The organism is Thermaerobacillus caldiproteolyticus (genome assembly GCF_013761245.1).
Classification (GTDB): Bacteria; Bacillota; Bacilli; order Bacillales; family Anoxybacillaceae; genus Thermaerobacillus; species Thermaerobacillus caldiproteolyticus.
The window spans coordinates 24,893-47,795 of sequence record NZ_JACDUT010000012.1 but is presented as its reverse complement, the minus strand read 5'-3'; the positions used below and the strand labels follow the sequence as shown (position 1 = coordinate 47,795).

The 22,903-nt window shown below is 39.2% G+C and carries 24 protein-coding genes and 1 riboswitch; of the genes, 12 read left to right on the top strand and 12 right to left on the bottom strand.

Annotated features, from left to right (window positions below):
- Positions 1–130: 130 nt before the first annotated feature.
- Together HNR31_RS15585 and cspD are read right to left on the bottom strand one after the other, a co-directional pair.
- The gene (locus HNR31_RS15585) at positions 131–391 is read right to left on the bottom strand and encodes a DUF2564 family protein (RefSeq protein WP_181557112.1); all 261 of its coding nucleotides are present in this window, start codon (positions 389–391) and stop codon (positions 131–133) included.
- Positions 392–522: 131 nt separating this feature from the next.
- Positions 523–723, bottom strand: a complete 201-nt coding sequence (cspD, locus tag HNR31_RS15580) for a cold-shock protein CspD (protein ID WP_181557111.1) — start codon at positions 721–723, stop codon at positions 523–525.
- Between the two features lie 378 nt (positions 724–1,101).
- On the opposite strand from cspD, the gene HNR31_RS15575 reads away from it, so the two are divergent.
- From HNR31_RS15575 to glpK, 4 genes are all read left to right on the top strand, one after another.
- Entirely contained in the window at positions 1,102–1,353 is a 252-nt protein-coding gene (locus HNR31_RS15575; RefSeq protein WP_181557110.1) for a hypothetical protein, read from the top strand.
- A 211-nt stretch (positions 1,354–1,564) separates the two neighbouring features.
- Positions 1,565–1,963 (top strand): sporulation protein, encoded by a 399-nt coding sequence (locus tag HNR31_RS15570; protein ID WP_181557109.1) that lies wholly within the window; start codon positions 1,565–1,567, stop codon positions 1,961–1,963.
- A 171-nt stretch (positions 1,964–2,134) separates the two neighbouring features.
- Positions 2,135–2,959, top strand: coding sequence for an MIP/aquaporin family protein (locus HNR31_RS15565; RefSeq protein ID WP_181557108.1), 825 nt, complete (start codon positions 2,135–2,137; stop codon positions 2,957–2,959).
- A 21-nt stretch (positions 2,960–2,980) separates the two neighbouring features.
- The gene (gene glpK, locus HNR31_RS15560; protein ID WP_181557107.1) at positions 2,981–4,471 is read left to right on the top strand and encodes a glycerol kinase GlpK; all 1,491 of its coding nucleotides are present in this window, start codon (positions 2,981–2,983) and stop codon (positions 4,469–4,471) included.
- 42 nt (positions 4,472–4,513) lie between these two features.
- Here glpK and HNR31_RS15555 read toward each other — a convergent pair whose 3' ends face one another.
- Positions 4,514–7,066, bottom strand: coding sequence for a sensor domain-containing phosphodiesterase (locus tag HNR31_RS15555; RefSeq protein ID WP_181557106.1), 2,553 nt, complete (start codon positions 7,064–7,066; stop codon positions 4,514–4,516).
- 558 nt (positions 7,067–7,624) lie between these two features.
- Here HNR31_RS15555 and HNR31_RS15550 point away from each other — a divergent pair.
- From HNR31_RS15550 to HNR31_RS15520, 7 genes are all read left to right on the top strand, one after another.
- Complete coding sequence (locus HNR31_RS15550) at positions 7,625–8,647, top strand: ABC transporter ATP-binding protein (RefSeq protein WP_181557105.1); 1,023 nt, start codon at positions 7,625–7,627, stop codon at positions 8,645–8,647.
- A complete protein-coding gene (locus tag HNR31_RS15545) occupies positions 8,634–9,560 on the top strand; it encodes an ABC transporter ATP-binding protein (protein WP_181557104.1) in 927 nt (308 codons plus the stop codon). Before HNR31_RS15550 ends, HNR31_RS15545 begins: the two co-directional genes overlap by 14 nt.
- A gap of 16 nt (positions 9,561–9,576) precedes the next feature.
- On the top strand, positions 9,577–10,545 hold the full coding sequence (gene opp4B, locus HNR31_RS15540; protein ID WP_181557103.1) for an oligopeptide ABC transporter permease: 969 nt from the start codon (positions 9,577–9,579) through the stop codon (positions 10,543–10,545).
- Between the two features lie 22 nt (positions 10,546–10,567).
- Positions 10,568–11,476, top strand: a complete 909-nt coding sequence (locus HNR31_RS15535; RefSeq protein ID WP_181557102.1) for an ABC transporter permease — start codon at positions 10,568–10,570, stop codon at positions 11,474–11,476.
- Positions 11,477–11,496: 20 nt separating this feature from the next.
- Entirely contained in the window at positions 11,497–13,290 is a 1,794-nt protein-coding gene (gene opp4A, locus HNR31_RS15530) for an oligopeptide ABC transporter substrate-binding protein (RefSeq protein ID WP_181557101.1), read from the top strand.
- 131 nt (positions 13,291–13,421) lie between these two features.
- Positions 13,422–13,528, top strand: a riboswitch (SAM riboswitch).
- 75 nt (positions 13,529–13,603) lie between these two features.
- On the top strand, positions 13,604–13,933 hold the full coding sequence (locus HNR31_RS15525) for a hypothetical protein (RefSeq protein ID WP_181557100.1): 330 nt from the start codon (positions 13,604–13,606) through the stop codon (positions 13,931–13,933).
- A 22-nt stretch (positions 13,934–13,955) separates the two neighbouring features.
- Positions 13,956–14,339 carry a VOC family protein gene (locus tag HNR31_RS15520; RefSeq protein ID WP_181557099.1) on the top strand — a complete coding sequence of 128 codons (384 nt, stop codon included), beginning with the start codon at positions 13,956–13,958 and terminating at the stop codon, positions 14,337–14,339.
- A gap of 82 nt (positions 14,340–14,421) precedes the next feature.
- Here HNR31_RS15520 and HNR31_RS15515 read toward each other — a convergent pair whose 3' ends face one another.
- The gene (locus HNR31_RS15515) at positions 14,422–15,453 is read right to left on the bottom strand and encodes an AbrB family transcriptional regulator (RefSeq protein ID WP_181557098.1); all 1,032 of its coding nucleotides are present in this window, start codon (positions 15,451–15,453) and stop codon (positions 14,422–14,424) included.
- 223 nt (positions 15,454–15,676) lie between these two features.
- Between HNR31_RS15515 and HNR31_RS15510 the strand changes: the two genes are divergently transcribed.
- Positions 15,677–16,132, top strand: a complete 456-nt coding sequence (locus tag HNR31_RS15510) for a MarR family winged helix-turn-helix transcriptional regulator (protein ID WP_181557097.1) — start codon at positions 15,677–15,679, stop codon at positions 16,130–16,132.
- An 870-nt stretch (positions 16,133–17,002) separates the two neighbouring features.
- On the opposite strand, the gene HNR31_RS18965 is transcribed toward HNR31_RS15510, so the two are convergent.
- The 8 genes from HNR31_RS18965 to HNR31_RS15475 form a co-directional block, all read right to left on the bottom strand.
- Positions 17,003–17,509, bottom strand: coding sequence for a hypothetical protein (locus HNR31_RS18965; protein WP_258561109.1), 507 nt, complete (start codon positions 17,507–17,509; stop codon positions 17,003–17,005).
- Between the two features lie 98 nt (positions 17,510–17,607).
- Positions 17,608–17,787, bottom strand: coding sequence for a hypothetical protein (locus tag HNR31_RS18960; protein ID WP_258561108.1), 180 nt, complete (start codon positions 17,785–17,787; stop codon positions 17,608–17,610).
- A 93-nt stretch (positions 17,788–17,880) separates the two neighbouring features.
- Positions 17,881–18,564, bottom strand: coding sequence for a hypothetical protein (locus HNR31_RS15500; RefSeq protein ID WP_181557096.1), 684 nt, complete (start codon positions 18,562–18,564; stop codon positions 17,881–17,883).
- A 236-nt stretch (positions 18,565–18,800) separates the two neighbouring features.
- Positions 18,801–19,592 (bottom strand): hypothetical protein, encoded by a 792-nt coding sequence (locus HNR31_RS15495; RefSeq protein WP_181557095.1) that lies wholly within the window; start codon positions 19,590–19,592, stop codon positions 18,801–18,803.
- A 39-nt stretch (positions 19,593–19,631) separates the two neighbouring features.
- Complete coding sequence (locus HNR31_RS15490; RefSeq protein WP_181557094.1) at positions 19,632–20,318, bottom strand: hypothetical protein; 687 nt, start codon at positions 20,316–20,318, stop codon at positions 19,632–19,634.
- Positions 20,319–20,387: 69 nt separating this feature from the next.
- Entirely contained in the window at positions 20,388–22,007 is a 1,620-nt protein-coding gene (locus HNR31_RS15485; RefSeq protein WP_258561107.1) for a ribonuclease YeeF family protein, read from the bottom strand.
- A 12-nt stretch (positions 22,008–22,019) separates the two neighbouring features.
- Positions 22,020–22,292: a YwqI/YxiC family protein gene (locus HNR31_RS15480; protein ID WP_013401114.1), complete on the bottom strand. Its 273-nt coding sequence runs from the start codon at positions 22,290–22,292 to the stop codon at positions 22,020–22,022.
- Between the two features lie 15 nt (positions 22,293–22,307).
- Complete coding sequence (locus HNR31_RS15475) at positions 22,308–22,691, bottom strand: YwqH-like family protein (protein ID WP_181557093.1); 384 nt, start codon at positions 22,689–22,691, stop codon at positions 22,308–22,310.
- Positions 22,692–22,903: the final 212 nt, after the last annotated feature.

Here is a 22,903-nt window from a genome sequence, read left to right as displayed (position 1 = left end):
GGCGCCTTTACTTTCCCTGATTGTCCAGCTTAGTAGTTCGTAAATACCCTTCTTCCTCAGAGGGTAAGCCGTCTTTCGGGTGAAGAACATTTGCCCATGGCGGCTAGGCGGACCACTTCCGCTTTTCATATTACCGTAGGGCTTCGTTTAATTGATGTTCCGCTTGTTGCAGTTGCTGTTCACACCGGGCAAGAAACTCTTCGTCAACGCCAGTTGCTTCACTGCGGGCGCGGGCAAGTTGTGCGTGCGCATTGTCAATTGCCTGCTTTGCTCCGATTAGCATCTCTCTGTCTAAACTCATTGTCGCTGAACCCACCATTTTTTTTGCTGTCTCCACAAACATTTCCACCTGTTTTAAGTCGTTATAGCCAGAATGAATATCACGTTCCATCTGGAACCCACCTCCTAGCTGATAGTGTTTGTTGTTCGAAAAGGGAATATTCGCCCAAAAAGAAAAAGACCGGCATAGCGCCGGCCTTTTTATCTGCCTTCGTCCTATCGTCTATATTAACGAACGCTTACTTATAATTTGACTACGTTAGCAGCTTGAGGTCCACGGTTTCCTTGAACGATTTCGAAAGACACCTCTTGACCTTCTTCTAACGTTTTGAAACCTTCACCTTGGATGGCTGTGAAGTGAACGAATACGTCCGCTCCGCCTTCTACTTCGATGAAACCGTAACCTTTTTCGTTGTTAAACCATTTTACTTTACCGTTTTGCATAATACTTAATTCCTCCTAATACCTTTAGCACCTTTCGGCTAACTTAAAAATTTTATCAAATAACGGAATATACTCCACAGCTATCTAAGGTGAACAAGCCAAGCTGTCTTGCATGAGATATATTCTGTTAAATGATGTATTTACTATACACTAATGCGAGGGGCATCGTCAAGGAGAACGGAATAACTTTCAGAAAAAATTTACAAATTTTTTTATAACATGTAAAGAAAGAGGAGAATCGCTTTCGGTTGTCTAATATTTTTTATCATAAACTTCCGGCTATCAAGGGTGTTAAGCAGAGAAGGGAAAATAAAAAGTACACATGGATGAAAAGGTGACACCATACATTGATAGTAGGAACGTAAAGGGGGCTGGGGCATGTATCGCGGAAAGATCAGTGAAAAGGATGTCATTATTCGGTTGGGGAGACGGGCAAAACTTCATCATATTGACAGTGATAAAATTTACCGTATGGTGCTTTCTTATGGAGAAATCGCTTTTGAGAAAGGCCAAGATATGTTTTGTATTTATCATGATCGCATCGGTTTTATTGTTGCTGAGGTAGAGAAAAATGATGTTCCTGTGATTCGGGTAGATTATGTGATTGATCAGCAAAACGTGTATGAATGACTGTTGACAAAGAACAGAAAATGACATAAATTATCTGTAAGCGCTATCATTATAGATATAATCGGCTTTGGTAGCCTTAGACCTTTGCCGAAGCAAGGCATAGGTCTTTTTATCTTCTTACGTGGTATCGGGAAAAAGGTGAAACAAAGTAGGAGATCGGGCCGTATACGTATAGTATTGTGAAACAGATAGAGAAAAGAGGTGTATCCACATGTTATTGCGCAGAATGATGTCAAAATTAGGAGTCGGTTCGGCGTATGTCGATTTAATATTAAATAAGCAAGTTTATAAGCCGGGGGATATGATCGAAGGACAATTGCATATCCATGGAGGTACAGTAGAGCAAAAGATTACAAAACTAGACGTTGATTTTGTCCGAAAAACGTTGCGTGATGGCAAGGAAGAAGATACCGTTATCGCTACCATTCCAGTCGACGGAGATTTTACCATCGAGCCTGAACAAAAGAAGGTATTGCCGTTTACGTATCAAATTCCTGAAAATATTGCTCCTTCGCAGCCGGGAATTTCCTATCGGTTCATCACTCGATTAGATATCGAAGATGCCGTCGACATCCTCGATTTTGACTATATCCAAATTGTAACGAAGTAGAGAAAAATTTCAGAAAAAAACATTGACAACGCTTACATTTTCTATTAATCTTATAACTAAGTTAATAACTGTGGCGGAGAATTCGGAGACCCACACATGTTCCTCATCAAGAGGAGATGTGTGGGTTTTTATCTTTTCCGCCACATCCAAAAAGCAAAGGGGGAATGGATGATGTCGGCATTTATGGCCGAACTTGTCGGCACCGCTTTACTGATCATTTTAGGTGGAGGAGTTTGCGCTGGAGTGAACTTAAAAAAATCGTTTGCGCAAAACTCTGGATGGATCGTCATTACGATGGGATGGGGGCTAGCTGTAGCCGTAGCAGTTTATGCCGTGGGACAATTTAGCGGGGCACATCTCAATCCGGCTGTAACTCTCGCGTTAGCATTCAACGGCGATTTTCCGTGGGCGGATGTCCCTGCGTATATTGTCGCGCAACTGCTTGGTGCGATTATCGGTGCGACAGTTGTCTTTCTTCATTACTTGCCTCATTGGAAAGAAACAGATGACCCGGGCGTGAAATTAGGTGTATTTGCGACAGGCCCGGCAATTCCCAATCGTTTTGCGAATTTGCTGAGCGAAATGATTGGCACATTTGTATTAGTCGTTGGCATTTTAGCGATTGGCGCCAACAAATTCACTGATGGCTTAAATCCGTTCATTGTTGGGTTTCTTATTGTCAGCATCGGCTTATCACTTGGAGGAACAACAGGCTATGCCATTAACCCAGCACGCGATTTAGGTCCACGCATTGCTCATTTTTTCCTTCCGATTCCCGGAAAAGGTTCATCCAATTGGCAATATGCATGGATTCCTGTTCTTGGACCGGCCTTAGGCGGCTCATTTGGCGGATTATTTTACAAAGCTGTATTCGTAGGAAAAGTCACAGCGGCGTTTTGGTATGTGCTTATCGCAATCATCGTCGTGTTAGCGATTACTTTTGTTCAACAGACAAAAACGACTACCTATCAACAGACAAAAAATGCTTTAATGTAAATATAAAGGGGGAGACAGTTTATGGAACAATATATTCTTTCATTAGATCAAGGGACAACAAGTTCACGCGCGATTCTGTTTAATAAAAATGGAGAAATCGTGCATATTGCACAACGAGAGTTCACTCAACATTTTCCAAAACCAGGTTGGGTCGAGCATAATGCAAATGAAATTTGGGGCTCGATTTTAGCCGTCATTGCCAGCGTCTTATCGGAAGCATCCGTCAAGCCGGAACAAGTGGCAGCGATTGGGATCACGAATCAGCGCGAAACAACGGTTGTATGGGATAAACATACAGGATTACCGATTTACAATGCGATCGTTTGGCAATCGCGCCAGACAGCCGATATTTGTGAGCAGCTAAAACAGCAAGGGTATGACGAACTATTTCGCACAAAAACAGGCTTGCTCATTGATGCCTATTTCTCTGGGACGAAAGTGAAATGGATTTTAGACAACGTGGAAGGCGCACGCGAGAAAGCAGAAAGAGGCGATTTGTTGTTCGGCACGATCGACACATGGCTTATTTGGAAGCTATCGGGTGGTCGCGCTCATGTCACTGATTATTCCAACGCTTCGCGAACATTACTGTTTAATATTCATGAGTTAAAATGGGATGATGAAATCCTTGACATTTTAGGAATTCCGAAATCAATGCTTCCAGAGGTTCGCCCTTCTTCGGAAGTGTACGCCAAAACGGTACCGTATCATTTCTTTGGCGTGGAGGTTCCGATTGCCGGCGCAGCAGGAGATCAACAAGCGGCGTTGTTTGGGCAAGCATGCTTTGAGGAAGGAATGGCAAAAAATACGTACGGGACTGGCTGCTTTATGCTTATGAATACAGGAGAGAAGGCGGTTCAATCGAAGCATGGATTGCTGACAACGATCGCGTGGGGTATTGATGGAAAAGTTGAATATGCATTAGAAGGAAGCATTTTTGTCGCGGGTTCGGCGATTCAATGGCTCCGCGATGGGCTTAGAATGATTAAACAAGCACCAGATAGTGAGACATATGCGGAAAAAGTGGACTCTACCGACGGCGTGTATGTCGTACCAGCGTTTGTTGGATTAGGAACGCCGTATTGGGATAGCGATGTACGCGGGGCGGTATTCGGATTAACGCGCGGGACGACAAAAGAACATTTCATTCGTGCTACATTGGAATCGCTTGCTTACCAAACGAAAGACGTGCTTACAGCGATGGAAGCGGATTCAGGTATCGCGTTAAAAACATTGCGTGTCGATGGCGGTGCGGTGAAAAACAATTTCCTTATGCAGTTTCAAAGCGACATATTAGGGGTGCCGGTTGAGCGACCAGTGATCAATGAAACGACGGCGCTTGGCGCTGCGTATTTAGCGGGGCTTGCGGTCGGCTATTGGAAAGACCGGTCGGAAATTTCCGCACAATGGCATCTAGAAAATCAATTTGAACCGCAAATGGAAAAAAACAAACAGGAAGCATTATATGAAGGCTGGAAAAAAGCTGTGAAAGCGGCAATGGCGTTTAAGTAATCAAAAAACAAAAGAGGTGTTGACTTGACACCTCTTTTGTAGTTACTGAAGGTGACACATCCCTTTCTGTAGTAACCGAGTTGCTTCGTCACTCGATAAGGGCGGGCTAAGAAAATATCCTTGCGCCTCTTGGCACCCTTTTTCTTGTAAATAAAGGAGCTGCTCAAACTGTTCGACTCCTTCCGCAATGACGTTCATATGCAAATGGTGCGCCAGAGAAATAATTGTGTTCGTAATAACGCTGCCATAATAAGAATGAGGACAATCCGAAATAAACGATTGATCAATTTTCACCGTATCGACATCGAGACGTTTTAAGTAAGCAAGCGATGAATATCCTGTTCCAAAATCGTCAATCGAAATCCGCACCCCAAGCTCTTTCATTCGGCGTAAATTGTCTGAAATGGTCGCCTCGTTGTAAACCATAATGCTTTCTGTGATTTCTAATTCTAGCCATTCTGGAAGTGTGTTCGTTTCTGTTAAAATCGCTTCAATTCGTTTCGCGAAATGTCGGTCTTGCAGCTCTTTCACGGAGACGTTCACAGCGATTCGAATCGGTTTTAGCCCGTTTTTCCGCCACTGTTCATGTTGTCGACATGCTTTTTTTACAATCCATTCTCCAATCGGAACGATGAGACCTGTTTCCTCTGCCAGCGGAATAAATTGATTTGGTGGCACTATCCCATAAATAGGATGTTGCCAACGAATGAGCGTTTCCATTGCGACAATATCTTTTGTTTGCACATCGATGACGGGCTGGTAATAAACGGTGAGCTCCTCTTTTTTTATCGCATTATGCAAATCGTTTAATAAGAATAAATTCGCGCCTTTTTCTTCATCATATATATAGTAACTGTTTTTTCCTTTCCTCTTGACTTCGTACATAGCCATATCAGCATATCTCATTAGTGTTTCCACTTCCATACCGTCTCGTGGATAAAAGGCGATACCGATACTGCCAGTAAGACACAATTCGAGTTCATCGACATGAATCGGTTCCTTAAGTAGTTGTAATATTTGTTCTGCTATTGCAATCGCTTCTTGCTGGTGACCGATATTTGGGAGCATGATTATAAACTCATCTCCGCTCATACGGGCTGCAACTCCTTTTGTTTTAGCAGTCTGCTGCAACCGTTCAGCCACCTTTTGTAATATAACATCTCCTATACTATGTCCGAGCGAATCATTAATATATTTAAAGCCATCTAAATCGATGTAGAAAATCGCCCCGATTTTTCCAGATTGCTTTGCTTCTTCAAGAGACTGTGAAGCGAGTTCGCGAAACAAGTGGAGGTTTGGAAGACCGGTTAAGGAATCGTAATATGCCATTTGCCGAATGCGCTTGTTTTGTTCGACACGCTCTGTGATATCTTTAGCAATTCCCGAGACACCAACAATTTTTTGATTGACAAAAATCGGGACAAAAGTAACACTTAAATATAAAATTTTTCCTGATTTATGTCGAATACGGACATCAGCGTGCTGCGATTTCCCTTTTGCTGTTTGTATAAACGCTTTCACGGTTTTGGATACATCATCGGATATGACTAAATCATGCATTGACATCGATAATAATTCTTCATGGCTATATCCCGAAATTATCGAAGCTGCCTTGTTAGCGGAGAAAAATGTTCCGTCCATCCTTAACGAAAACACCGCATCTTGATTGTATTCAAATAATGATTTATAACGCTGGTGACTTTCTTGTAATTGCCCTTTCATTTGCCCATGTTCAATGGCCAATCCTGCTAGTGAGGAAAAGGTGTAAATGATGTCGATATCGTCTTCTTGCGGTGCGCAAGGCTCATAATGATACATAGCAAATGTTCCAAGCACTTTTTTCTTTGAGGAAAAAATCGGAACCGACCAGCAGGCACGCAATCCATGCGGTAAGACAAACTGTTTAAATGGTTTCCAAAGAGGATCATGCTGGATGTCAGTAACGATGACCATTTCCTGCCGGTACGCAGCCGTTCCACATGAACCGGCGTTAGGGGCAATCTCTAAACCGTTAATCGCTTCAATAAAATCATTTGGCAAACGAGAAGCAGCTCCGTGATATAACCGCTGATGTTCCTCATCCACTAGCAAAATCGAACAGACAATATTCGGAAGAATATCTTCCATCGTATGAACGAGCTCCATTAAAACGTCAGAGACGGGTGTCTCTTTTGCGATTAATTCTAAAATTTTCTTTTGACCTGTTAATAATTGCTTTGCGCGTTTTTCCGAGGAAATATTATGACAAGAAATGAGCAGAATATTCATTCCTTGTTCTGTTTGAATGCGACGAATATGTTCTTGAACAAATAAAACTTCTCCATTCTTTTTTACTTTTCGAAGTTCTAGTGAATGAACGATATTCTTTTCATGATGAATAATAAATTGGAGCTGTTGCTTTACAAGCCGGTGGTCATCTTCATGTGCGATAGCGAAAACAGGCATGCCGATTAATTCCTCTCTCGTATAACCGAGAACATGAGCAGTGAACTCATTTGTATCCAATATATAACCGTCTTCGTCTACAATCAATTGCATAGCAGGCATGAGAAAATAAAAAGGCATATAGGACGTTCCCGATTGATTCATATGCATTCAAAAGCAACCCCAATCGCGTAAAGAATATACAACCGCTATAAAATTCATGTGCACTACTATATTATCATTATTCGTATGGTTTTTGTCGAAAAAAATAGAATAATAGCGAATAATTTCAAATCGATAAAGAGTATTCCATAAAGTATGTAAAAATGCTTTCGTTGATATATTTTCTAAATAAGTAATTAAATGTATAGTAGATCCAGCTTTAGATGAACGGTCTAATATTGGTTTAACAAATCGCTACATAAATTGGATGAACCAAATAACGATATTTCAGCCGACAGAGTAAGAGCGGGATAAAATGCCCATTAAAGAAATTTAAATATAAAAAAGAACTATGTTTTAAATAATCAATAAGATTTTAGAAAGATTCCAATAAAGATAAAACGACACCTATGACTGAAAAATGAATATATAAAAATTTTTTGGTTGACTAAAAATATTAAAAATTATTGAAATTTAGAAAATAACATAATAATATATTTGTATAAGAATGGAATGATTTTAATATTTTGAATAAAATTGATTTTTATACAAGAGAGGGGGGTTACTTTGTCGAAACAACCGATTTTACAAATTGAAAATTTGCGAGTTTCTTTCCGCATTCATGACGAATACTATGCGGCTGTCGATGGAGTCTCTTTAACGGTAAATGAAAATGAAGTGGTGGCGATTGTCGGTGAATCGGGATGCGGAAAGAGTGCATTAGCCCTTTCCATTATGGGGTTACATCCACTTGAAAGAACGAAATTAGAGGGGACAATTGCTTTCAAAGGAAAAAACCTTTTGCCGTTATCTGTACCGCAGCTCAATCAAATCCGTGGAAAAGATATCGGAATGATTTTTCAAGATCCTCTTACAGCTCTAAATCCTTTAATGTCAGTAGGACGGCAAATTGAGGAAAGCATGGATTATCATACAAAACTGTCTTCATCAGCAAAAAGACAACGTACACTGGAGTTATTAAAGCGGGTAGGTATCCCAAATCCAGAAAAAACGTATGACCGTTATCCGCATGAACTTTCAGGAGGAATGAGACAGCGAATCGTCATTGCCATTGCGATTGCTTGTGAGCCGTCTCTGATTATAGCAGACGAGCCTACAACAGCTTTAGATGTTACTATTCAGGCACAAATTATGGGGCTATTAAAAGAGCTGCAACAACAAATGAAGACAGGCATCATTTTAATTACCCACGATTTAGGCGTCGTAGCCGAGATGGCAGACCGTGTGGCGGTAATGTATGCGGGGGAAATTGTTGAATTAGCCGATGTCAATACGCTTTTCAGTCGTCCTTTACATCCGTATACCCGCTCATTATTGCATTCGATTCCTTCTGTTCAGACTCGAAAAGAAAAACTTCACGTAATTCAAGGGATTGTTCCATCATTGCAAAAACTGCCTAGAACAGGGTGTCGATTCAAATCACGAATCAGCTGGATTGATGAATCCGAACACGAAAAGAACCCGATTTTGCGAGAAGTAGCACCGGGGCATTGGGTACGCTGTACATGTTATAAAAATTTTTACTTTCCACAAGATAACATAGGGGACATGAACTATGGCATTTCTTAAAGTGAATCATTTAAAAGTTTACTATCCAGTACGTGGCGGTTTTTTTCGGAGAGTAATTGATTACGTGAGAGCAGTTGACGATGTTAGCTTTGAATTAGAGCAAGGAGAAACATATGGATTGGTGGGGGAATCCGGGTGCGGAAAGACAACAACAGGACGAACCATTATTGGACTAATCAAGGCAACAGCGGGAGAAATTTTATTAGAAGGGAAAGATTTAACTAAACTAAGCCGACGAGAATTTTACCATTATCGAAAAGATATACAAATGATTTTTCAAGATCCATACTCCTCGCTAAATCCAAGAAAACGAGTGTTGGATATTATTGCTGAACCGCTCCGTAACTTTGAAAAGCTATCACCTCAAGAGGAAAAAAGAAAAGTGCAGTACTTCGTTGAGAAAGTTGGGCTACATCCTGAATCCATTTACAAGTATCCTCATGAGTTTTCCGGGGGACAACGGCAACGCATCGGCATTGCACGAGCTCTTACGTTAAATCCGAAGTTAATTATTGCTGATGAACCTGTTTCTGCATTGGACGTTTCAGTTCAAGCGCAAGTGTTGAATTTTATGAAGGAGATCCAAAAAGAATTCCAGCTTACTTATCTTTTTATCAGTCACGATCTAGGAATTATCCGTCATATGTGCGATCGCATCGGAATCATGTACCGCGGTCAATTTGTAGAAGAAGGAACAAGTGAAGAAATATTTCATGATCCACAACATATTTATACAAAAAGACTCATTTCTGCGATACCAAATCCGAATCCACAACATCGCCAAGAACAAGTAAAGCTTCGGCAGGAAATCGATAAGGAATACCACAATTCATATCATCAGTACTTTGACGCTGAGGGGAGAGTGTATCCATTAAAACGGATTTCTGAGACGCACTCTGTTGCAATCCCGTAGAGAGGAAGTCGACAAAATGTTGAAATTTATATTGCGACGAATTGTCATTATGATCCCTCAACTATTTCTTCTGAGCATTCTCGTGTTTTTATTGGCAAAAGCAATGCCTGGTGATGCGTTGACAGGTCGATTAGCGAACAATCCAAAAATGGATGCACAAACATTAGCCGAGATGAAAGAGAAGCTCGGACTAAACGATCCGCCTTATGTTCAATATGTGAGATGGATTAAAAACTTAATGCAAGGCGATTTAGGAATATCTTACATTCATCAGCAGCCTGTCACCGATTTACTTTCAGAGAGAATAGGAAATACGCTTTTGCTGTCTGCATGTATTTTGATATTAAGCTACATCATCGCTATTCCATTAGGAATTGTCTCTGGAAGATGGACGAATTCATTGGCAGATAAACTTATCGTTGGTTATAGCTATTTAAGTTTTGCAACTCCATTATTTATCTTTGCTTTGTTAATGCTTTTTGTGTTTGGCTTTATACTCGGCTGGTTCCCTACAGGGGGGAGCGTTAACATTCAAGTAGAAAAAGGAACAGTTGACTATTATATAAGTAAAATCAACCATCTTATTTTGCCGTCGTTATCAGGAGCATTACTTAGCACGGTTGGAACCATTCAATATTTACGCAACGAAATCATCGACACAAAAATCAAAGATTTTGTAAAGACCGCACGAGCCAAAGGAGTTCCGGAATCACGTATTTATTCACGTCACATTTTACGCAATTCATTTTTACCAATTGCTGCTTTCTTAGGCTATGAAATTACTGGTTTAATTGGTGGATCGATATTTTTGGAGTCAATCTTTAGTTATCCGGGGATCGGACAATTGTTCCTTCAATCGATTATGCAACGTGATTATAGTGTCATCACCGCGCTTGTGATGATCTCAGGTCTTGCAACGCTATTAGGCACATTATTATCAGATATTATTTTAAGCGCTGTCGATCCGCGCATACGAATTGAGTAATATTATGGAGGAGGACCTAACGATGAAAGCTGAACTAGGTGGCCCGCAACAAGTCGAAGTACAAACGGAAAAAAGTCCTTCTAGTTTCTCCATTATGTGGCGTGAATTAGTGAGGGACAAATTAGCGCTCGGTTCTCTCATTCTACTTTCGATCATTCTTCTGATTGTTTATGGATCTTCTCTCATTTTAGATAAAGAAGAAATTGTAAAGGTAGATTTGCTATCCATTTATGCTCCGCCTTCTTCAGAACATTGGTTAGGCACGGATTACGGTGGAAGGGACATTTTTGGGCAGCTCATTATCGGCGCCAGAAACTCTTTTACGATCGGTTTAGCGATTACGCTCATCACCGGATTCATCGGTCTTACCGTTGGTCTTATCGCTGGTTATTTCGGAGGCGTTGTCGATAATATTATCATGCGTATTATTGACTTTATTCTTGTGTTGCCATTTTTAATGCTAGTCATTGTGTTTGTGGCAATTGTACCGAAATATAATGTGTTTACGTTTATTCTCATTATGAGTGCTTTTTTATGGACGGGAAAAGCACGACTTATTCGGGCGAAAACGTTGGCGGAGCGAGAACTGGATTATGTAAGTGCATCAAAAACGCTCGGCACACCCGACTGGAAGATTATTGTTCGAGAGATTTTACCGAACTTAAGTTCAATTATTATTGTTAACTTAACATTAAATCTCGCTGGAAATATTGGAATTGAGTCAGGGCTAAGTTATTTAGGGTTTGGATTGCCGGAAAGTACACCAAGCCTTGGCACTTTAGTCAGTTATGCCATGAATCCCGATGTTTTGCAAAATAAATGGTGGGTATGGTTACCTGCATCATTGCTCATTTTAGTAATGATGTTGTGTATAAATTTTATCGGCCAAGCACTTAAACGCGCGGCTGATGCAAGACAAAGATTAGGCTAACTAAAAAGGGGGAAGAGAAATTGAGGAGAAAATGGCATTGGAAGTTTTTCAGTGTTTTAGCCGGTATCATCCTATTGTTATCGGCGTGCAGCAATTCTAGTTCTACGAGCAGCAACAAGGAGCCAAACCAAAACAAGCAAACCTCTCAAAAGGAAGATATTAGTAAATTCCCGATAGCCGTCAAAAATGATGGAAAACTAGTAGACGGAGTTCTTACATACGGATTGGTGTACGATACTCCGTTCGAAGGAACTCTCAGTCGTGCATTTTATGAAGGACAGCCGGATGCTGAAGTGCTACAGTTTTTCGATGAACCGCTACTTCGAATGAATGAAAATTACGAAATTACTAACGATGGAGCGGCTACGTATGAGCTTTCGAATGACAAAAAAACAATCACGATTAAAATTAAAGATAATGTCAACTGGCATGATGGAGAGCCTGTAAAAGCTGAAGATTTAGAATATGCTTATTTAGTCATCGGCAATAAGGATTACACAGGTGTCCGCTACGGCGATGCACTTATCCAAGATATCGTCGGTATGGAAGAATATCATAGCGGAAAAACAAATAAAATTTCCGGCATTAAAGTCATTGATGACAAAACGCTATCCATTACATGGAAACATGCGAATCCATCAGTGCTAACAGGAATTTGGACTTCTCCGCTGCCAAAGCATTACTTAAAAGATATTCCGATTAAACAACTGGCGCAATCCGATAAAATTAGAAAAAACCCAATCGGGTTCGGCCCATTTAAAATTAAAAAGATTGTCCCAGGGGAATCCGTAGAATTCGTGCGCAATGACGATTATTGGGAGGGAAAACCGAATTTAAAAGGCGTTATTGTAAAAGTGGTTAGTCCAAAAGTAGTGCTTCAGTCATTGAAAAAAGGCGAAATTGATATTGCTGAATTTCCAACTGATCAATATGTAAATGCGAAAGGGACAAAAAATATTCAATTTATCGGTGCAATTGATTTAGCGTATAACTATATCGGATTTAAACTCGGTCATTGGGATGCGAAGAAACAAGAAAATGTCATGGATAATCCAAAATTCCAAAATAAAAAGCTTCGTCAAGCAATGGCGTATGCAATTGACAACCAAGCTGTCGCAGATAAGCTATATCATGGCTTACGCTTCCCAGCTACAACACTAATTCCACCGTCATTCCCGGGATATTATGATAAAACGGCAAAAGGATATTCTTATAATCCTGAAAAAGCGAAAAAGCTGTTAGATGAGGCAGGGTATAAAGATAAAGACGGAGACGGGCTTCGCGAAGATCCAAATGGTAAAAAATTTACAATTAATTTCCTTTCAATGAGTGGAGGAGACATTGCCGAGCCGCTAGCGAAGTTTTATATACAATGCTGGAAAGATGTTGGCTTAGATGTGCAGCTTGTCGATGGTCGTTTAGCTGAGTTTAACTCGTTCTACGATATGGTGGAAAAAGACGATCCGAAAGTCGATGTGTTCGCAGCAGCGTGGTACACTGGTACAGATGTCGACCCATATGGATTATATGGCCGGGATGTGATGTTTAACTATTCACGTTGGGTGAATGATAAAAATGATGAATTATTAGAAAAAGGCCATTCTGAACAAGCATTTGACACTGAATATCGTAAAGAGATTTACAATCAATGGCAAGAATTAATGAACGAAGAAGTACCGGTCATTCCAACGTTATACCGCTCTATTATTTATGCGGTGAACAATCGTGTGAAAAACTATTCGGCTGATGTTTACCAATTCAATTGGAAATGGAAAGATGTTGGAGTAACATCAGAAACACCAGAAGTAGAATAACAAATAAAAAACAAGAAGGGCTTGTTCAACGTACAACCAGCCCTTCTTTCATTTTGACTATGCATCGTCAGCATTCGAAAAAATCGTTGTCATTACCAAAAGATAATGGTAAGATAAACCTAAACTGAATAGTCTTATCAAGAGTGAACGAGAGACCGGGCTCAATGACTTCACAGCAACCTGCATGTCATGCAAGGTGCTCCTACCCGCAAAGCGATTTCGCTTTGAATGATAAGAACGGCTATAAGCTCTTTTCGTGTCATTCATAGCGAAAAGAGTTTTTTTATTGTTGAAGGAGGTGGGAGGAGAAAGGATGAATGAGAATCAACTTATTCGCAGTTACATGGCGTCGCATCTAAAAGCGAAGACATTTGCGGCTCATGTTGCTTGTTGCATAAGACAACAGCTTTTACAATTTGACCGATCGGCTGTTGTTCATCTGGATCACGGCACGAATTTTTTTCTATTCTATGGTCAAGCATTGGGACGATCGTTCCAAGTCATATTGACACTAGCGGAAGTGGAAGAATTAAAGGCGGAAGGGCCATATGCACTTGACCGCTATATTTGGTACGAACTAGAAGCAAAAGGGATTTCAATTTTACATATGACCCCATATTTGCAAGCGGTATTTTTCAATTAAAAAAGGAAGAGGAGAAAGGAATATGACAATCAAAAAATTTGAACATGTTGGCATTCAAGTCAAAAACATTGAAACGTCAAAGCAATTTTACCAAAACGTCGTTGGATTAGAGCTAATCAGCGAACTTATTCATACAAACGGAAGCATGAAATTAGCTTTTTTGGGACTGAACGGCTCGATTATCGTTGAACTCATTGAAGGCTATAATCCGAATTTGCCGGCAGAAGGAAAAGTTCACCATGTTGCCTTTACTGTTGAAGGAATTGAGCAAGAAAAAGAACGGTTGCAATCACTTGGAGTTCCACTTGTGTGGGAAGACATTACGACGCTTCCAAACGGCGCGAAATATTTATTTTTCCTCGGTCCGGACGGAGAGTGGATCGAATTTTACGAACCGGCACAATAAGAAAAAGCGAAGGCAATGATGATTAGCTATCGGCATAGATACGAAGAAAAACAACAGCGCCCAATTCATCTGGGTGCTGTTGTTATGTCATATAGTCGAATTTGCGAAATGCCCATTTTAACACGTTCGGTACGACAAGAATCACGAGCAGCAGGCGGATAAATTGCAGCGAGCTTACAATGGAAGGGTCTCCTCCCACTGATTGGGCAGTCAACACCATTTCAACAAGTCCGCCCGGTGCAAGGCTTAATAGTGCCGTTGCCAAAGGGAGATTTGTCAGCTTCGCGAACACGTAACCGCAGCCTAACGAAAGTGCGATTAACAATAATGCCAGCAAAAAATACACCCAACCAAATTTTCCGCCGAGCTTTATATCTTCGACGGTAATTCGATTTCCCATATTCATTCCGACGCTAATTTGTGCGAATACAATCAACCAAGCAGGAAGTGCTGGTAATTCAATCCCGCTCACATGCATCATTGCTGTTGCCGCTAACGGACCGACGACATAAGCTGCTGGAATCAGATTTCGCAATAACAAGCCACCAGCGATACTAAGCGCAAACCAAAGATAGTTGCCGTCAGACATCAAAGCAGCGCCATTTGGCAACGCGCTGGCAGAAGCTCCGCTGTTTAACCAATGCACAACAAAGGTCGGCACAAGAAAAACGACCGTTAATAAACGAATCGTCTGAAAAATCGTCACTAACGCCGTATTCGCATTCAACGATTCGCTTGCGGCGACCATTTCTGATAACCCGCCAGGAACTGAAGCAAATACGCTTGTGATTTTATCGACGTGAATCCATTTGGCTACAATGACACTGTTGGTGATAGTGATGGCAATCATCAAAACAGCGACAACAAGAAACGGAACAATATAAGGCGCTATTGTGAGAAACGTATCTTTCGTAAACGACAATCCAAAATATGTTCCTAAAATAATAAGTCCAATATTCGAAAGAAATTTTGGCGCTACTAACGTCCGCTTTGTCACCGTTTTCCACACGAGCATCCCCGTAATTGCTCCAAGCATCCATGGAATCGGTGAATGGATCATATAAAACAACAAGCCAGTAAGCCCAGCAACTAAATACGTCTCTAACACTTTCATTGTCCGTAACCCTTTCCATTCTCTGTCACTTCTATTGTAGAAAAAAACGAAAGGAATGGAAAGGAAAATGCTTATGTTTGTAAGATTCCTCAAATAAATAATACTGTTACCATTCAAATGAACCTAGTATCATCATTGTGCGTTAAGAGGTTTTTATGCATGAAACTAATTTCATTCAAAAAATTGTAAATTGCAAACAATAAATAAGACAGAAGCGGCAGAAGTGGAAAACATCCGCAGCTTATTTCAAACGATGACAAAACGGTTTGGTTTTTTGAATAAAAATTGCTGTTCGGTCGACGGGATGGAGATTTCGTTAGTACAAAGTCATATCTTGTACGAAATTGACCGGTTGAAACAGCCGTCCGTCCAACAAGTAGCCGATTCGCTCGGGATGGATATTACAACGTTTAGCCGGCAAGTGCAAAAGCTCGTCCAAATGAGATTAGTGAGAAAAACACCATATCCAGAAGATCGTCGTATTATGATCCTCTCCCTAACAACGGAAGGGGCATATATCGCGGCAAAAATTGATGCGGAAATGAACGAATATTTAGCGGAAGTGTTTTCGCATATGAGCGAATTTGAAAAAGAAACCGTCCTTCGCTCGATCCAACTTCTGAATGACTGTATGGCAAAATCGAGCGTTTGTTGTAAACCGATGTACGGAAGTAAGTGATTCGTTCCTTGCCTATTCAAATGAATGATATTTGCATTTTACAAACAAAAGGGGGAGAGGAGCATGTGGCAAGAGGTGTTTCAATCTTTCTTTAGTTAAGTGTCGAATGAACCATTCTCCTTGTTGGAAATTCGTTTGTCGTGCACTTATTGTAAGGCTCATTCCTACGAAACATTAGAGAAAACGACGACGACAAGTCACCCACTATTGCTATTGCTTTTGCATTTGTTCCCTGTTTTGCTTATGCTCCACCATTCCGATTATTGTCTATCTTTTGAGCCGAAACGTCCGTTTTTGCTTTGGGATGACGTTTCTTTTCGTCTCACCTGTATAGGATTTAAGCTACATTAGGATGATACCATCATCACTTCGATCTTTTCCATTCTCATTGGCTTTGTACTAGAGAAGCTTGGATTTCAACATGAAGTCAAACATGTCATCGTCAGGTCCTAGGCTGATCGAGCATTAAAGAATCATTCGCAGAAACAGGGACGCTAATGAAAACCGTCTATCCATTTTTACTTATCGGAGTTGCGATTGGCTTTCTCATTCATGGCATCGTTCCAACAAAATGGGTCATTACGTATTAGGCAGAGGCAGATGGTGGCTTGTTCTAATTGCAGCAATCATTGAGATCTCGCTGTATGGTCGCTTATCAACGATGATTGCAAAAGGAATGGCACTCTTATGTCACTTTACCTTAACTATCTGTTTAATGATGTATGAAAAAAAGAGCGACCTTTTTGGGCACCCACTCAGCGAAGGGAAGACGGTGAAACGCGGAAAAAGCCCCCTTTTTTATCAAACAAAAATAAAATTCCCGCCAACAACATTTATCATAGCGGGAGGAACAACATTGAGAAGATGACATTAGGATAGATGAAAAAAATCCTTTGTCGTTTCATCGATTTTACGGAAATAATTGTGAACGGAGACCGGAATAAAGAAGATTTGATGCTGCTTGACTCTTTCATAGTCAATGTGCCAAATAAATGATTCACTTGGAAGGAAAAAAGCGACTTGATCAATAACAGACTTGTCTTTCGCATAATCAGATTCCAAAAAAGAGATGTTGCTCAGTTCCTGTCCATGGCGAAGAAAATCGTTTACAAATAACCGCAATGAAGCGGTCAATCGATGATCACGAACGATTTGCCTCAGAACTTCTGAATCTGTTTGGTGAAGTTCATCAAATAATTGGTCTGTGACTTCGATGGGTTCAACGTCGTCTGCCCTCATATCGCCGCTTACTCCGTAGTAATCGCAAAGCAAGTGTAAATAACCGGATTCCGTATCGTGAAAAGAAAAATAATGGTCATTCCCTTTTACATGTTGAATCAGTGTATTTGAATGATGAATGTGATGGAAAAACAACACTTGTTTTTTTCAAGTCTACGCATCGTACTTTTTTCGTGATTGTACTAAGAGATGAATTAAGTTTTCCAGTCTGGGAACTGAAGATTCTCTCGTATCATCTAGGTAACCTTTTGGCTTAACAATTGTTCTGTTTGCTGAACAAAACGCTCCCATTCTTTTTCGTGTTTGATTAATTGAAGATCATTGAAAACTTGACTAGCTAATTCACTGTAGCCAGATAAAGCCAATGCAGAAACAAATTCATTCGTAGATAAGCGAATTGTTCCTTTTGCGTTCATATTTTTTCTTTCCTTTCTTAAAAGAAGTTCGTTGTCGAAATACAGCGATGATGGGGTAAAACTAATTCGATATAATGTCAAAAACTTTGTATTTCAGTTAAAGACACCAACAACCATAAAAAATTGCCATACTACGAGAAGAAGAAATAAAACAGCGAACAACTTGTTCAGTAATAATGGCATACGGGATAAAATTTGTTGAATATAATAACAAAAACCAAGCATAAATAATCCACAATACTTATAAAAATAATCTGATGCACTTTTTGCGTCAGCTTTGACAGCTGCCTTATAATAAAAAAAGACAAGACGTTGGAAAAGGACAGATATTAATGTGAACATTATATTAGATGCTAGCCAAAGTTGTACATAAGTACTAGGGTAAGGAATGTTGGCTGGAAGGAAAACGAAAGAAACTAGGGTAAAAACGATAAATGCAATAGCCATTCCCACCCATTCATTTCTTTCCCGTTTTTTCGTTATAGCCTGAATGATGCGATGTAAGCTCAGTGTTGGCAGGTTAGGGACAAAGCAAGCGGGCAGAAACAGTAAGATAAAGAAAAGTTCAAAACCAGAGAAAAACATGGAAAAGGTTACAAACGCATTATTTGTCCATTGATTTTTGTTGATTAGAAATAGAAATATAATGAATAAGAGAAAAAGGTGACTTTGCAAAAAGAAGCGAATGCCCCTTTTCAACGAAAATATTTCTGTTTGTTTATTTGCTGCTAAGCTTGATTGCTGTTTTGCTTGAGAATGTGGGAGCCCACTTCTCATAGTAGATATCTCCTTTTTTATTATCAATTATCATCTATTTGACTGCATGAGGTACTGTCAAGAATTTTGTGTAATGTAAACTACATTCAGTATACTATTAGACATAGGTAGGGTTCTTCTTTCTCTAAGATTTTTAGTCCAATCGAGAATACCCTACCTTTTTTCTTTTGATCTAGTAAAATGCTTTACACAAAATTTTATATATCATCTTATTTTGCCATACACTAATAAAAAAATTAGGATAGATGAAAAAATTCCTTTATCGTTTCTTCTACTTTTTGAAAATATTCTTGAACAGACACAGGGACAATAAAGATTTTATTCTTCTCAATCTTTTCATAGTCAATATGCCAAATAAACGATTTGCTTGGAAGGAAAAAAGCTACTTGATCCAAAGCGGATCTATTTTTCACATAATCGGATTCCATAAAAGCGAAATTGTTTAATTCCTGCCCATTTTCAAGAAAGTCCTGTAAAAATAAACGCATAGTGGACGGAACCTTTTCATCTCGTATTGCTTCAAGAAGAACTTCCGGTTCTGATGTATGAAGCTCATCAAACAGCTTATCGTTTATTTCCATAGGAAGGATATCTTCTCGCTTCTTTCCGGTATTTGAAGCAAAAAAGTGACAAAGCAAGTTAAAAAATCCTTTTTGAGGATCATGAAATGAAAAGGAATGTTCATTTCCTTTCACGTGTTGAACTAAAGTTTTGGAATCATGAACACGGTGCAGTAACAATACGTGTCTTTTTTTCATATTCACGCATCGAACTTTTTCTCTGGACTGTACTAACAGATGAATCAAATTTTCTAATCCCGGAACTAATAAAGATTCTCTTGTCACATCTAAATAACCTTTCTGATGCAACAACTGCTCGACTTCACGGATAAAACGTTTTTCTTCTTCTTCATTTTCTACTAAAGTAGCGTCGTTTAATATTTGGCTTGCTATTTCGCTGTATCCGCATAAAGCCAGAGCAGAAACTAATTCGTTCATCGATAAAGCAACGGTTCCATTTGTACTCATGTGATCGCATCTCCTTCAAAGTATTCACTTATAGCTACATCAATCATATACGCCAAGAATCACAAAAGATTGCAAAATTAGTACAAGGAAAGTTAAAATCGCAAATAGTTTGTTGAGCAAAAACGGCATTTTGGATAGAAGTAATTGAATATAATGGTTAAAGCCCATAATAAATAATGCACTGTATTTAAAAAAATAATTAAATATACTTTTCTGGCCATTCTCTACGTTCACATTAAAATAGTAATAAGCGATAACAAAATGCTGAATAAATATGGATACAAAAGCACATACCCAACTAACCGCAAGCCACACTGGAAGATAGATGCTTGGATAAGGCATATCGAAAATAAGACCTAAAGAAATAAGAGTTGCTAGGAAAAAAACTAATGCCATTCCTATCCATTCATTTTTTTCTCTTTTTTTGAAGATCGATTGAATGATTCGTTTTATACGGACCGGTTCATAGAAAAAGCAAGCAGGAACAAAAAGCAAAATAAACAAGAGTTCAAAACCGGAAATAAAAATGAAAACCATGATTGAACCGTCTTCATCCCAGTAATTTTTATTGATGAGAAGTATAGCGAGAATGAGAAGTACAAAGAGATTACTCTCTAAAAAAAAGGCTGCTCCTCTTTTAATAGAAAAATTTTTTTTGTTCTTTTTTTTTAATGGAAATGTGCGAACTTGTTGTTTCAATTTAGAACTTGGAAATAATACTTTCATTATATAAATATCTCCTTTATTAAAGTGATTTTGAATTGAACGGTATCTACCATCTCAATTTTTATTACACTAATTAAAAAAATCCGCAATAAACTTTTCCGCGTTTGCTAAAGAATCACTTACCATTTCTGTAACGTTTTCAATGCCTTCTTCAATTTCTTTTCCAACTTCCTCCACACCTTCCTTGATTCCCTGTACAACTTCTTCAATTTCGCGTCCGACTTTTTCGCCAAAGTCTTTTGCCGCATCTTCTATCAACCATGACCCAACAATACCAACTCCGGCACCAATAGCTCCGCCAATAATTGTTCCTGGACCTGGTGCTATTAATGAACCTATATATGCTCCTGCAGACGTTGTAGCAGCAACACCAACATCAAGTCCGAGACCTGCCGAAAATCTCCCGAATTTTTCATACAAAGATTTATATTGATTCTCGTCACTGAAAAATTCACCTGCATTTGTACCTAATGAGAACCATACCCCTGCTAATGGCAACCTTTTAATAAGTTTTGATATAGATTTAACATCTGTAAATTGCCGAACGGTGCTTCTAATATCCACTTTTGCATTGTATTGTTTTAATAAGCTTTCATCAAAGACAAGGATTTTGTGTTGTTGTGCGACGATTTTCCCAAAACTGATTTTATTTGTTTTCGGATACAAACCAATAAGGTCGCGTAAAACGCCGCTTGGTGCATTGTGATATTTTGCTAAAGCTCTTTTAATTATATTGCTAGAGTTTTTATCTCCTTTTTCTAATAATTGGTAGATTCTTTCTGCAAGCTTTGATTCGTATTTTTTATTTGCTCCTTTTACCCACGTCTGGGATGCTTTAATAATAAAATTCCCTTTTCCATCTTTTGATAAAGTTAATAAACCTGTACGGAGAACGTGAACTGCAAGCAATCCTTTTGCAACACTAAGCCCGCCGTTGAATTTGCCGAGGGAATCGAGCCATTCAGCGACGGCGCCAACAAAAGTGGAATCTCCTTCTTGTATAGACAGCTCAATCGCATCATCAATCATTTCTTTGAACGTATCTGTTTCGGAAATGAAATTTTCGATTTCTTTTATTTGTTCTTTACTTAAGAAAACACCGCCTTTTGTCCATTCGTGCAGTCTCTGGGTGAATGAACGAATTTGAGCGAGCTGCTCTTGCATGGATGTCAGTTCGCTAGAGATTTCTTCATCCAGCTTCGCCAGTTCATGGACAGTTTTTTGGGCGTGACTTTTTGCCGATGTGATTTGATGGTGAAAATGAAGAATTTGAACAGGAGTGCCATGAACTAAATCTGCCACGTCGAAAAAATATTGATTGATGCTATTGACTGTTTCCTCAGTAAAGTTTTCTAACTTATTAAGATTTGTTTTTACTTCTGTTTCGATAAATTGTTCGCTTATAAAACCGTTATTTGTTTCAAAATGTTCGATCCTAGTTAAAATGTCTTTTAGGATGTCTAAATACTGATGAAGAAATTGATGCAGCAGGAGAATGGCAGGGATATGCAAAGTAGCAAAGTGTTCTTTAATCGCTTCACCGCCTTCCCCCTTTAAAGCATCGTCTAAATGGATTATTTTGTTCACAGCATCGCGAACAGCAAGAATTTGTTCTTTTTCTTGCTGTTTTTGACGGATCAATTGATTGATTTCATGTGAAACTTCCGATACTTTTAATACCCTCATCATCTTGACTCCCCGTTATATGGTCATCTTTTTGGCAATATTTCGGTCTGTCTCCGCAAGATTCTCAATATGTCTGCGAACATCGCTCTCAATGTGTAATAGCGTATTTTTATAATCGGTAACGATTTGATAGTAAAGGTCTTCAATTGCTTTTATTTTTGTGATGAAATCAAGAGAGGAAACAGGGAACGATGGATGTGAATGGTTAGTGTTTAATTCGCCGATTTTACGTTTTAACTCGTCTAAGGACGCTTCAACTTCCTGTAAATGGACTTTAATTTCTGTCATTGTGATCCCACCTGTTTACTGAGCCTTTAGATGAGCCAGCTGGCTTCGTTTTGAAGAGATGGTGTTGGAAATGCTTGTATTCATCGCTTCTAGTTCCGATATCTTTTTGGAAATATCATTTAGAAGGTCTTCGGTTTGCTGAATAATGCCAGTGTATGCGTAATTGATGCCGTTTCTTATATCTAAAAACATTTCGGCATATTTGCCCTGCCATGTATAGGAAGTGAGTTCGGGGTCAAATACAAGTGTTTTGTGATCAACCAATTCGCTAAGTTTATTGGATATGCCGCTTTCAGCTTTTTTTAACCGTGCAATTTTTTCGTGATTACCGCGCAATTGGTTTTCAAGATTAGAAATATCATTATATAATTGGTGAATGATGTATTCTTTCTCCGTCATATTCATCTTCCTTTAAAAAATTCAAAATAACTACTGCTTATAAAAAATATGGAATTTATTATATATTTTACACAGTATTTATTTTCTAAGAAATATGTAACAGGAAAATTAAGGATTTGGAATTACTTTTCTTCATAAAAACATGATAAAAAGTACCTATTGGAATTTTAAAAAAGCAGTTAAATTAGCCTGTATTTGTAAAAAAATATGCC